Raw genomic sequence first — 13239 nt, 5'->3', positions numbered from 1 at the left:
TTATTTTTTTAAGAAAATTTAATTCCCAAAGTTATATCGCAAAGTAAACCCGCTTCGGATATTTGTTTGCGGAAATGCCGTGGATACCGAAAATTGAGAAAATGAGTGGTCGTAGAAAAATAAAGCCGTCAGGTTTTTACTTAAGGCATAATCCGCCGTTACGCGCAAACTATAAATATCTTGTCCCGAGGTTACTTGGCTGTTGTCAACTTCAAGATTACGAATAACCGTTTCGTTTTGACGTAACGATAAATCTGCTTTTAAGTTTAAATCACTTTTTATAATTCTTCGGCGGCCACTTGAACTACCAAATCGAGTACCAAATGTAATATCCTTTACACGGTACCCCAACCCAATAACATACTCACTTCCTTTGACCTCAGTCAGCAAACTATTATCGAAACTAAAAGATAAAGCACGATCTCTTCTTATTTCGGTAGACACTTTAACTGAGCTTTTCGTTTCCAAATCAACCTTTAATAAGGGACTGAATTGCTCCGTTAGGTTAACGTTTCCAAACAGTAACTCATTTTTAATATTACCTCCTTGATCAAAGCGTTCATCCCCAACATCGTTGGCATTAAATTCTAAATTAGACTGAAAACGATTAATGGTAAAATCCGAACGATAGGCATGCGCCAACGAAAAACGCTTAAATCGTTTTTTAAACCATTTCATTTTCATTAAGCCTGTATATTTCATGCTCCAATTAGGCAATGGTATATCTCTAAAAGATCCTGTACTAATGTTATCAGCACTATTCCCTGAATACGCTGCTAAAAAAGCAGGTAATAATACCGCCTGATTATTTGGCCCATAACCTACAGGGTAAATTGTTTCATTGCCATTGGCATCTAAAGCCCTAGGGGCATTGGGTCCTGCTAATCTGTTTGCAATTATTACTCTATTCGCCTTAAAATCTTCGAAAGCTTGTGAGGTAGTCTCATTACTTTTTTGGAATGCCGTTTTAATTAAAATTGTAGAAATACTGTAATTTCCAAACGTATTAGGTGTAAGCGAGTTATATTCAAACTGACTATCTGCAATTACATCCACTATATAATTTTCCGTATAAGTTGTTGATTTAGCTCTATTAGCGGTAATGTCTATCTTGAAATTTTTTAAAGGCTCTACCGTTCCTTGCACATCTATTTGGTTCGCTGTTCTATTTTGATATTGCTGGTTAAACTCATCATAAATTGTCAACCATCCCCTACGAGCAGCCTCCTGCCTTACATCGGCCTGACCCCCAAAAACAAAACCTGATGATGGTTTCAACGTACCTAAAAACCCAATATCATTAGTATATCCTGGCAATACTGTTCCCGCATCATTTTGGAAATTGATGTTTAACCTTTTCAGCATTGTTACAATGCTAATCCCCGTATTATAAATTTTATTTTTAGTACTTAATTTTTTAGAATTTATTTTTCTACGATCAGCAATAGTCCTTGGCGCTACTTTTACTGTTTTTACACCTAAAGAATCTTTCTTTTTCTTTTTTCGTTTCTTTTTCTTTTGGTTGGAAGTCTTTTTTACCAAACCTATTCCTTTATAGAATTTAGATAAATCTAATGCTGTATTTAAACGATGTACTCCGGAATTTTGAATGGTATTTCCTTGATCAGGAATAACCTCTCCAGTTTCTGGATCTTCCAAACTCCTAAAAATATCACTACCCTTTTGCCACTGAAAATTACCTGTGTACGAATACGCCGATTTTATAAATGCTAAGGCAGGAAACTTTTTGAATGGCAATTCATAATTAGCCTGCAAACTCTGATTGTGATTGTTTGGATCTCCAATATTAGTCAATCCATCCCAAATTCCAATATCATCAATGACGTTATTGTCATCATCCAGATAATTCCTAACAATTCTATTTACCGAAGAAGTGAAATTGAAATTTAAAGATTTTGTTAAATTGTAATTCAATGCGTATTGCCAATCAAACAAAAAGTTTCGTTGTTTTAACGCTGGTATTTGTATGCTTCCTGGTGTGGCTAGAACATCTCTAAATTGCTGGCTATTAAATCGCCTATTTAAACCTGAGTTGACACTTATATTTGTTGGAAAAGGGTTAAAATTGAAATCCTTTAAAAACGCCAAATGCTTAGACTTGCTTAAAAATTTGATCTTTTTCAATGGCTCAATATTCCACGGCACAAAACTATAATTGTAGGTGACATTGGCATTAAAACTTTGATCCAAAGACTTTTCTATTTCGAAATCGCGGTGATCAGTTTGGTTGTATGTGGTAGAAAAACTAAGGTTTTCAACATCATAAGGCATTGGTTTTTTCTCTCCTGTACGTTCTTTTCGCAAACCAATTAAACTAACACTCTGCCTTTTAGTGTAATCTGTGGAGCGTTCTTCAATAGCATCTCTTTCATCACCTGCATTATCTAATACATCTTCCAAAATCAAATCCTGATCTAAAGGATCATACTGTGGCGTAATTAACTCCTCGCCCCTGCTATATGTTACCGGGATTTGGAACCCCCATTTTTTAGGAAACAATTGCCCAAGTTGCACACTAGTTGTAAAGTCATATTGTTTAATATCATCGGTGCTTCGTTCATTTGGCCCTTGCTCTACACCGCCAAATCCAATAGTACTTAATCGACCAGAAGCCGTAATATTAGCAAAATCAGCAATATTTGCATCTACGTTGGCAACAGCTGCCCACCCCCCTTGATTTCGAAGTCCACTCAAACGCATTTCATTAAACCACACTTGAACGCTTCGGTTATTTGTGATGTCGTCTCCAATTAAATTATTTTTCACCCCTAGCATTAGTACGCGTACATTTCCAAAACTAGGATTCCCTTTAATACCAATTTTAAGCTCGCCAAGATCAGGCACATCTTCTTTGGTTAGTTGCTCTAGATTCTCGTTAAAAAATAATAACTCTTGCCTTTCAGCTGTGGGTAGTGACTTTACTCTTGCTTTAATCCTTTGTAGTAAATCCAGGGATAAATTAAAGTTATTATTTTCTGGCCATAATTGTGATTGAGAAACTCCTTGACTCACTTCTAACGGAAGTTCAATTTGATAAAAATTATCGGTAAAATCATTTCCAATTCTTATAATGGCACTAACATCTTTATCATCAAGTAAATCTTGACCAGGTAAATCTTCTGCATGAATGAATAATTGCAAATTTTCATACTGACGCATGTCTATATTAAAATTATTAAACATTGCTCGACCATCTTGAGCCTGCAAGTCATTTACCGTTAACGCTAATGAACGTTCATCTTGCGATAAAATAGTATTGTTATTATTTAGTTGTTCTCTAACAATTCCTGGTGGTGTTTTGTAATCTGGATTTTCTTCTATACTTACAGAAGAAGCTTCAAAAAATGTAGGGTCAGTTACTCCACCTTCTGCACTTACGTTTAGCCCTTCAGTATCTATCCCATCACGAGAGGTTACCTCATACCTAACATAATTACTACGAACCAGATCAAGAGTTCCTAAACGAAGCAAGGTTTCCTCCTGAAATCCAGACACAAACATACGCATAAATCGCGCTGAACGCAGGTTTGAAGCTCCCCCTTCCGAAGTTCGTAACTTTTCCGTAGAATTTTGCGATCTATTTAAATCGTCATTATTTAATGGAATTTTGAATTGTATCCACTCATAGGGCACTGTATTTCCATTAGGTGTATTAGCATTACCAGCAACCACACTAGAAATTAAAGGATTGTTTTTGTTTAGCACATTTCTGCTGATATCTATAGTATATTCAAAATAACTATTAATATCATCCATGGTATTATCCCTATTCACATCCTCTACTGTGGGCACAGTGGTACTCCCTCTATTATCATTAGACACCTCAGTAAATGAATTTCCATCGATTCCATTAAACCTTTGGTAACGTTCAACGATACCTCCATTTGCTTGCAAAAAGGACTGATAGTTATCATTTGATGGATCCTCAGCATCTACATTAAATGCATTAAAGGCTATTAGCTCCTGATCATCCTTAAGACCATCAAAACCTGCATCCTGGATCGTTCTGGCACCACCTTCGGTATCAAATGCATATATCAATGATTGATTTTGAGGAATTCTTCCTATAGGTCGCCCACCCTCACCCAATCCTTCAATAAATTGCTGATTATTAGTTGTACCTGTAAATGGAAAATTTTCGGCTGGAAGTCCATTTTCGTATTGCTTGCGACCATCCTTTAATACATCTTCACTGATGTTACCAATATTAAAAACAAGTTTCCCTGAATCATTCAAGTCATTTATAAGACTATCACCTACGTAAGGGTTAAGCATCCAAAATTCTAAAAACTCAATGTTAGCCTCTTCAAAATTTGTAGTTGTTAAAGCCCTGGTAATTCCTCCAAATTTGGCATTTCTATCTTCAGTAACAAAACTATTGTTAGTATCGTAATTGTAAGGACCTTTTTCGTTGGGTCTATAATTTAAATCCAAGGTAAAAATTGCTCTGGTTTGGTTTTGTGCAATTTCACGTTCTCCAAAAATTTCGTTAATACTAATACGTCGAGTACTTGCCAATGAAATATCATCATTTGTTATCCCATCGGGTCTTCGGTTATTGTAAAATACAGGATCGATACTGTACCATGAAAGTCCCGCCCTTTTATTTCCTGCTGCTAGTCCGTTAATTCCGCTTTCACCTCCAAAATTTATAGGTGCACTCGATAATTCCCATGAAAGTGGTGACATCATACTTATTCTGGATTGAGACCCTTCAAAGTCATCGACATACGAGGTAATTTCTCCATCAAAATCTGCCGCATCAGGCGCATTTGCAAACAAATAGGCAAACTCCCCACGGAATGAGAAGTTTGAAGGCGCTTCCGTATCTACATTTGGCAACTTGTTAGCCATACGGGTTAAAAAAGGCACCTCAGTTGAAAAGTTAGTATTTAAACCTACAATAGTATTGTTTATAGGCTCAAAATTTAAGTTTGATTTTTGAGTTAACGGACGTTCTTTTAAATTAATTAACGTACCACCAACAACAAAATCTTCCGAAAATTTATGCTCCACATTAACTCCCGAAAAACGTTTTACTTGTTGCCCAAAAACTGCATTATTTTCAGTTGAGATATCAATTGGAGTATTGGATTCCTTAAGTGCCTGATCTAAAATTTCAACACAACCAATTTGATAGTTTACCGAAAAATCAATCCCCTCCTGCAGGACTCTCCCTCCTGCAGTAACTGTGACCGAACCCCTCGGCACATTAAATGCACCTATACTAATACAATCCTGACCTGATGTTTTGTATCGTCCTTTAAGCTGAAATTTATTTTTATCTGCTTGCTCCTCTCTTGCAGCTATTTTAATATTTGAGTATAATTGATCGAATACATATTCTTGTTGTTCTGCATTCCAGCTGTTTCTTTGAGCTGGATTATATTCTAAATCAAAGTTATTAGGTTGCGCACTTAGTGCCCTAAATAAGTGTTCCCCAAAAGGCTCCACTGTAGTAAATATAATTCGTCCATTTTCAGGATCTACGGTTAAACCAGGGAAATAATCAAAAAAACCGTCACCTCCATTAACTGGGTCATTATTGATATTTAACCTATCCATGTTTAGCACTTTAAGTAAAGTTGGACTGTTCCCAAATCCGTTTCTTGGCACTAATGTCTGGCTTCCTACTTCAGTTAAGTAATTTACTGGTGAAGGATCGGTATACAATATATTTAAATTAAAATCTTCCTGCGACAGACGAAAAACACCTAAACTATAAATATTTTTCATCATTAAATCCCAGGATGGCAATGCCACATTAACTTGATTCGATTTTAATAATTTAACAATTAACGCTTGCGTTTGCGAAACATTATCTACATCATCTGTCCCTGGGGTTACTTCACCATTCGTTGTATCTGCTGATGTGTTTGCTACTCCATCGTTTGCAAATTCACCTACTTGAAATACCTCACCGTCCTTTGTATATTGGAATGCTACTGCTAAAATATCATTATCACCTAACTTTTGATTTAAAGAAACATATCCCAACTGAGTGTTTACGGTATACTGGTTTTCAGTTAACAATCGTGCATTTTCCAACCTAGAGTAATCAGATACTTGAGATGGATTGAATCCTGGCACGTTGAACCCCTGATCTACCTGATTAATGTCACGAATCCTGGAATTTAAAAATCCCCTACCCGCTTGATCTATTAAATTAGGATCAAATTGATTATTTTCATTTTGAGGCAAACTATTAGGTGTCACTCCTGGTCTTAAGAAGCCACTTGGAGGTGTATTTGGCGCTATTTGCATTCCTATATTTTCAGGATCAGATTCACCTAAATCCTGTAAGGCTACTACATTACGCGCGTTGGAAAATCCTCTGGCATTATTGGCGCGATTAGTGACCCAAACCTGCACTCTGGTAATTTGAATATTTGAATTGATGAATGGATATTGTGCTAAGGATCTGTCATAATTATCCCTAAAAAAATGCGCTAAAAAATAGTGCCTATTTTCATCATAATCTATTGCAAATTGCTCAAAATCTTCTACTCTTCCTCCTCCTTGCACACTTACTGATCGCGTATCCGATTTTTGTTCTGAAAATACTCCTGTTACAGTTGTTCTTCCAAATTGCAATTGTGCTTTTACTCCAAAAAGACTTTGTGCTCCTCTAATCAAAGAACTATTTAAAGGTAAATTTACATTACCAATTTCAAGTGCCTGAAGAATACTATCCTCATTAGGATTATACCCTAATTTAAGTTGATTTTGGAAATCAAAGGTAGACTCGGTATCGTAATTTGCTAATACTGAAAGTCTAGTACCAATATTTCCTTGCAAACTCAAACTAATACGTTGATCAAAATCCAAGGTAAAGTTACTTTGATTTTGAGGTGAAAATGCAGGATTATCAGTCTTGTTAAATAAAATCCCCAAATCAACTTCAACTGAACCTTGGGGTATTAATTCAATTTCATTACTACCAAATATAGTTTCGAAAAAACCAGAATTTACATAAAAAATAGGAAGTAAATTTTTTCTTTTTTCTTCTTCATCCACATTTTTACCCGTAAGCGCATTTACTTTTTCCTTAAAGTAATCTCTCATTTGTTCTTTCCGAACCAATTTTTGAAATTCTTGCGGAGTTAAATATAATGGATACCTAATACTAAATTCACCTAATTTTTCAGAATATTTATATCGATCTGTTATTGGATCGTATTCGTATTTACTTTCGATACTATCAGGATCAGGTAGCGACATTTTTGTAAACGAATGTGTCGTGCTTGTTGAATCCCGGACAGTTTCTTCTTTTTCTTGTGCGAAAATATCAGTATTTGTAAGTACAAAAAGTCCAATAAAAACTATCCATACTCTATATTGTAGGTGTGTTATTCGTTGCAAATGACTATAATTTTTTTAGCGCTTGTTTTATCACGTTTTCTACAGTAAGATTTGGTTCCGAAGTCAGAATTTTCTCTACCACTTTCTGAGCTATCTTTCTATTAAATCCTAAAGTCTCCAATGCTGATAACGATTCTTCTTTGTTGGTATTGCCTGAAATCGAAGAAACTTCATCAACTTCATGCAGTTTTAGCACTTTATCTTTTAAATCCAAAATAACTCGTTGAGCTGTTTTTGCCCCTATTCCTTTTACGGATTGAATGGTAGCGACATCCGCTAAAGCAATTGCATCCTTTACCTGCTTTGGGTTTAAGGAGGACAACATAGTCCTAGCAGTACTTGAGCCAATTCCTGAAACTGACAATAACAACCTAAAAATGTCTCTTTCAGCTTTTTCAACAAAACCGTATAATGTATGTGCATCTTCTTTTACCTGAAGGTGCGTATATAGCTGCAACAATTCACCTTCTCCAATTAAGGAATAAGTATGCAATGAAATATTCAAAAAATAACCAACACCATTACAGTCTATTACAACATCTGTTGGGTTTTTTTCTATAAGTTTCCCTCTAATATGAGTGATCATAAAAACGAATAAGATTAGTTGTCAAAAATACTAAAATAATTAACTTTTTGCACCTACGTCCTTGTTAGTTACCCCGAAAGGATTCGTAAAGTATTTCTGACAAATGATTTGTTATAAAAAACAGAAAAATCACGAATAAACTACTGCTGCTTTACCTGTGCATCAACAACAGCTATTGCAGTCATGTTTACCATTTCTTCCACACTTGCACCTAGTTGTAAAATATGTACAGGTTTTTTCATTCCCATTAAAATAGGCCCTACTGATGAAGCTTTATGCAATTCTTTTAACAATTTGTAAGTACTATTTGCTGCGCTCAAGTTAGGAAACACTAATGCGTTCACCCTTTTATTCACTAGCTTCGAAAATGGAAAGCGTTCTTTAAGCATTTTATTATTCAATGCAAAATCGGTTTGCACAGGCCCATCAACCACCATTTCCGGATAGGTTCTATGCAGTAAACTAACCGCCTCATTCACTTTAGCCACATCCATATCCTTGGCTGTGTTAAAGTTAGTGTATGAAACCATAGCAATAACGGGATCAATTCCAAAAAAGCGAGACGTTGCCGCCGTCATTCTAGTAATTTTAGCCAGTTCTTTTGCCGAAGGGGTAATATTAATTGAGGTATCACTAACAAACAACGGCCCATAATCCGTAATCATTAAGTTGGTTGCCGCAGCCCTACGTATTCCTGGCGCTAATCCAATTAACTCTAAAACAGGTTTTATTACCCGATTGTAACTTCGGGAATACCCTGAAAGCAATGCATCTGCATCCCCCATATTTACCATCATAGCACCGAAATAATTACGCTCTCGCATCAAACTTTTAGCATCATAATAAGTAATTCCTTTGCGCTGACGCTCTTGCCAGTATTTTTCCGTATACAAATCTCTGCGAGCTGCTTCATCATTGGATTTTGGATCAATAATTTCAATACCTTTAGCGTCAAATTTTATTTCATTCATCAATTCCAAAATCATTGCTTTGTTTCCTAACAAAACAGGAATTGCTATACCCTCTTCAAAAGCTATTTGTGCTGCTTTCAATACCTGAATTTGATCCGCCTCTGCGTACACCACTCTTTTAGGTTGTTGCTTTGCTCGGTCGATAAGCAATTCCAAAAATTTATTATTATCACCCAACCTCCCTAACAACTGTTGTTTGTAAGCATTCCAATCTTCAATTTCAATTTGTGCCACACCGCTATCAATAGCTGCTTTGGCAACTGCTACCGGAATTTCGCCAATTAAACGCGGATCAAAAGGTTTTGGAATAATGTAATCCTTTCCAAATGTCAATTTGGTTTTGTTGTATGCTATATTTACCTGTTCTGGCACTGGTTTTTTAGCTAATTCAGCTAATGCCTTTACTGCCGCTTGCTTCATTTCTTCATTAATTGCCGTAGCCCTAACATCCAACGCGCCACGAAAAATAAATGGAAATCCTAAAACATTGTTTACTTGATTAGGATGATCACTTCGGCCAGTAGCCATAATAATATCTTTACGTGTTTTTACCGCTAAATCATAGTCAATTTCAGGATTTGGATTTGCCATTGCAAATACTATAGGATCATTTGCCATGGAAAGCAACATTTTAGGGGTTACTAAATTTGCCATTGACAACCCTATAAACACATCGGCATTGATTAAAGCATCTTCCAGCGTGTCTAAATCTCTGTCGGTAGCAAATTCTGCTTTTTGCGGGGTCAAACTGCCACGATCCTTGCGTATAACCCCTTTACTATCGGTCATCACAATATTTTTGGCCAAAGCACCAAAAGACTTGTACAATCTAGTACATGAAACTGCTGCTGCACCCGCGCCACTGATTACAATGGTTACATCGCTAATTTTTTTACCCACCAATTCACAGGCATTTAATAACGCTGCCGCAGAAATTATAGCCGTCCCGTGCTGATCATCATGCATTACTGGAATATCCAGCTCTTCTTTTAAACGACGCTCTATTTCAAAAGCTTCAGGCGCTTTAATATCCTCTAGATTAATCCCTCCAAAAGTGGGCGCTATATTTTTAACAGTTTCAATAAAGGCATCCACATTTTTTGTATCAACTTCAATATCAAAAACATCAATATCAGCAAAAATTTTAAACAACAATCCTTTACCTTCCATTACTGGCTTTGAGGCCATAGCACCAATATCTCCTAACCCTAAAACCGCTGTTCCGTTTGAAATTACCGCCACTAAGTTTCCTTTTGCCGTATATTTGTATGCATCGTTAAACTCTTTTTCAATAGCTAAACAAGGCTCCGCTACCCCTGGCGAGTAAGCTAGTGACAAATCACGTTGCGTATCGTATTTTTTTGTAGGTACTACTTTTATTTTCCCAGGTGTAGGTTCGGCATGGTATTGTAATGCTTCTTTTTTCTTTTTATCTGAATCCATGTTATTGGTTATTGGTTTTCGGTTTTTGGCTTTTGGCTTTTGGTTTTTGGCTTTTGGTTTTTGGCTTTTGGCTTTTGGCTTTTGGCTTTTGGCTTTTGGCTTTTGGCTTTTGGCTTTTGGCTTTTGGCTTTTGGCTTTTAAGGTACTATCTTTTTTGTTTTACGCTACATATTGCGACTTAAAATGTTTCTTTTTATCAAGAAGTTTTTCACAGTTATTTAAAGTGTAAAATCAGACTTTCAATTTAAAAAACATACTCCTGAATATTATTATTCCCGAAGCATCTTTAGTATAGATCCAAAAGCTAGTCATTTAAAAAATTAATATTTCGGGTTAACCCTTGGTATTTTGTTCTTTTTACAGCTGATTTTTGAAAAACTTTTGAAAAAACATCTTGTGTAATTTCCTGCCAGTCTTTTTTTGTCATATCTAATAATTCTGGATGAGGGTTAAATAACGGCTCATTATGCGCTGTTGAAAAGCGATTCCAAGGACATACATCCTGACATACATCGCACCCAAACATCCAATTGTCAAATTTCCCTTTCATGCTAGCTGGCAAACTTTCTTTTAGTTCAATTGTAAAATAAGAAATGCATTTGCTTCCATCTACAACATAAGGCTCCACTATGGCTTGCGTTGGACAAGCATCAATGCACGCAGTACAACTCCCACAATGGTCTGTTACCGCATGATCTTGAGCTAATTCAATATCCAGGATCAATTCTGCAATAAAAAAAAATGAACCTGATTGTTTTTGAATTAGATTGGTGTTTTTTCCTACCCAACCCAAACCGCTTTTTTGGGCCCAGGCCTTATCTAAAACTGGTGCAGAATCCACAAAAGCCCTACCACCAACTTCTCCTATTTCTTCGGAAATAAAATGATGCAATTCTTTCAACTTTGATTTTATAACATGATGATAATCCTGACCGTAAGCGTATTTGGAAATTTTAGGGGCCGCAGCGTCCTGTTGTAACTTTTCAGGATAGTAATTCAACAATAAAGATATCACACTTTTTGCTCCGTCGACCAATTTTGTGGGATCTAAGCGTTTATCAAAATGATTTTCCATGTAACGCATTTCTCCATGCATGTTATTTTTAAGCCAATTTTCTAAGCGCGGGGCTTCTTCCTCTAAAAAACCCGCTTTACTGATACCGCATGACATAAAGCCTAATCGCTTAGCTTCATTTTTAATTAATTGCGCATATTTAAGACTTGCATCCATTTGGTTTTACTAAAATACATAATGCTTAGCAGATCATACTAAAAATTATTGCAGATGGCTTATATGATTTCTTATGATAACTTCATTACAAATATCAGCTATTACTACTGTTTTCTTCACAAAACAAATGAATCTTTTCAATATATTTGCTTAGCTCTTTTTCAATGGTTTTAAAAAATATACTCTTACTTTTTTTTTGCTTATCGGCAACGGCTGGGAATGCTCAGGAAATTAATTTTAAATTAATTGACAGCACTGTTACTCCAAAAAACACCTACGATAAATTTATTGGTACTGACACTCATCAATTTCTTTATTTTACCAAGGACGAGATTATAACTAAAACTAACAACACCGATAAATGGGTTTACACTAATTATGAATTAGGAGAGCCCACAAATATTTCATTACTAAACTCGCTACAAATACTCGTTTTTTATAAAGAAACCAATACTATAGTTTTTTTGGATCGATTTTTGAACGAAACACTACGGATTGATTTAAATACCATTCAACCCTCAAAAATTGCTCTATGGGCTGAAAATACCAAGAATCAAGAAGTTTGGTTACATAACGAAATATCAAATAGTTTGGAATTTTATAATTATCAAAGCAATATTACGCTAAGTCAAACCATTCCTTTTTCAGAAAAACCGTTACAACTAACCGCAGATTTCAATACGGCTTACGTGCTTTTTGATTCTAAAATATGCAGTTATAACATTTACGGCACTAAACTTCATTGCACGGATCATTCCGCTATTGAAAATATTTTTTTAAACAACAAGTACGTAGTAGCTACTAACAATAAAAATGAGTTTTTACTTTTTGATAAATCTTTGAATGCACTCAGTTCATCGTCTATTTTACAAAATAATTGGCAAGATTTTTCCGTAAGAAATGAAAAACTTTATATTTACAATGGAAGCAACGTTTATACGTACCAATTAACTTTATCTTCAAATTAACCACTATGCATATAGCTGTCGCAGGAAACATAGGCGCTGGAAAAACTAGTCTAACCGAATTATTGGCAAAACATTTTAAATGGTCGCCATTGTATGAGGATGTTTTGGAAAATCCATATTTAGAAGATTTTTACAACACCATGGATCGCTGGTCGTTTAATTTACAAGTATACTTTTTAAATAGCCGTTTTAGACAGATTTTGGACATAAGAGCATCAGGTAAACCGACCATTCAAGACCGGAGTATTTATGAGGATGCCTATATTTTTGCCCCTAATTTGCATGCTATGGGATTAATGGCTAATCGAGACTTTGAAAATTACCGCTCTTTATTTGATCTTATGGAAAGCGTAGTTGCAAAACCAGATTTATTGATTTACCTACGAAGCAGCATTCCCAACTTAGTAAAGCAAATCCATAATCGTGGTCGTGATTATGAAAGTAGTATTTCAATTGACTATTTAAGTAAACTAAATGACCGTTATGAAGATTGGATAAAAGGTTATGACAAAGGAAATTTATTGATTATTGATGTTGACAACCTTGATTTTGTTAATAATCCTGAAGATTTGGGCGAAGTTGTTAATAAAATAAATGCCAAACTTAATGGGCTATTTTAATTTTTGCTAAAATCAATATTACAGTTAAAAAACAAAT

Annotated in this window: 6 protein-coding genes; 2 read left to right on the top strand and 4 right to left on the bottom strand. The window is 35.4% G+C overall.

Annotated elements, in window-relative coordinates; all coding sequences use genetic code 11:
- Positions 1-18: 18 nt before the first annotated feature.
- From sov to queG, 4 genes are all read right to left on the bottom strand, one after another.
- Positions 19-7383, bottom strand: a complete 7365-nt coding sequence (gene sov, locus GMC_RS0100890) for a T9SS outer membrane translocon Sov/SprA (RefSeq protein ID WP_010520358.1) — start codon at positions 7381-7383, stop codon at positions 19-21.
- 4 nt (positions 7384-7387) lie between these two features.
- Positions 7388-7969: a Holliday junction branch migration protein RuvA gene (gene ruvA / locus GMC_RS0100885; RefSeq protein ID WP_010520357.1), complete on the bottom strand. Its 582-nt coding sequence runs from the start codon at positions 7967-7969 to the stop codon at positions 7388-7390.
- A 140-nt stretch (positions 7970-8109) separates the two neighbouring features.
- The gene (locus GMC_RS0100880; RefSeq protein WP_010520356.1) at positions 8110-10383 is read right to left on the bottom strand and encodes an NADP-dependent malic enzyme; all 2274 of its coding nucleotides are present in this window, start codon (positions 10381-10383) and stop codon (positions 8110-8112) included.
- 304 nt (positions 10384-10687) lie between these two features.
- Positions 10688-11614 carry a tRNA epoxyqueuosine(34) reductase QueG gene (gene queG, locus GMC_RS0100870; RefSeq protein WP_010520354.1) on the bottom strand — a complete coding sequence of 309 codons (927 nt, stop codon included), beginning with the start codon at positions 11612-11614 and terminating at the stop codon, positions 10688-10690.
- 164 nt (positions 11615-11778) lie between these two features.
- Here queG and GMC_RS0100865 point away from each other — a divergent pair, with 164 nt between their 5' ends.
- Both GMC_RS0100865 and GMC_RS0100860 read left to right on the top strand, forming a co-directional pair.
- A complete protein-coding gene (locus tag GMC_RS0100865; protein WP_010520353.1) occupies positions 11779-12582 on the top strand; it encodes a hypothetical protein in 804 nt (267 codons plus the stop codon).
- A 5-nt stretch (positions 12583-12587) separates the two neighbouring features.
- On the top strand, positions 12588-13202 hold the full coding sequence (locus GMC_RS0100860) for a deoxynucleoside kinase (RefSeq protein WP_010520352.1): 615 nt from the start codon (positions 12588-12590) through the stop codon (positions 13200-13202).
- Positions 13203-13239: the final 37 nt, after the last annotated feature.

It is taken from the genome of Aquimarina agarivorans (assembly GCF_000218485.1).
Taxonomy (GTDB): Bacteria; Bacteroidota; Bacteroidia; order Flavobacteriales; family Flavobacteriaceae; genus Aquimarina; species Aquimarina agarivorans.
The sequence above is the reverse complement of the archived record's forward strand: the minus strand, read 5'-3'. Positions and strand labels throughout refer to the sequence as shown.

What these genes read in the sequence shown, in the direction of transcription:
- ruvA (WP_010520357.1), bottom strand. Translation starts at nt 7,969, where the DNA reads ATGATCACTCATATTAGAGGGAAACTTATAGAAAAAAACCCAACAGAT.
- GMC_RS0100880 (WP_010520356.1), bottom strand. Translation starts at nt 10,383, where the DNA reads ATGGATTCAGATAAAAAGAAAAAAGAAGCATTACAATACCATGCCGAA.
- queG (WP_010520354.1), bottom strand. Translation starts at nt 11,614, where the DNA reads ATGGATGCAAGTCTTAAATATGCGCAATTAATTAAAAATGAAGCTAAG.
- GMC_RS0100865 (WP_010520353.1), top strand. Translation starts at nt 11,779, where the DNA reads ATGGTTTTAAAAAATATACTCTTACTTTTTTTTTGCTTATCGGCAACG.
- GMC_RS0100860 (WP_010520352.1), top strand. Translation starts at nt 12,588, where the DNA reads ATGCATATAGCTGTCGCAGGAAACATAGGCGCTGGAAAAACTAGTCTA.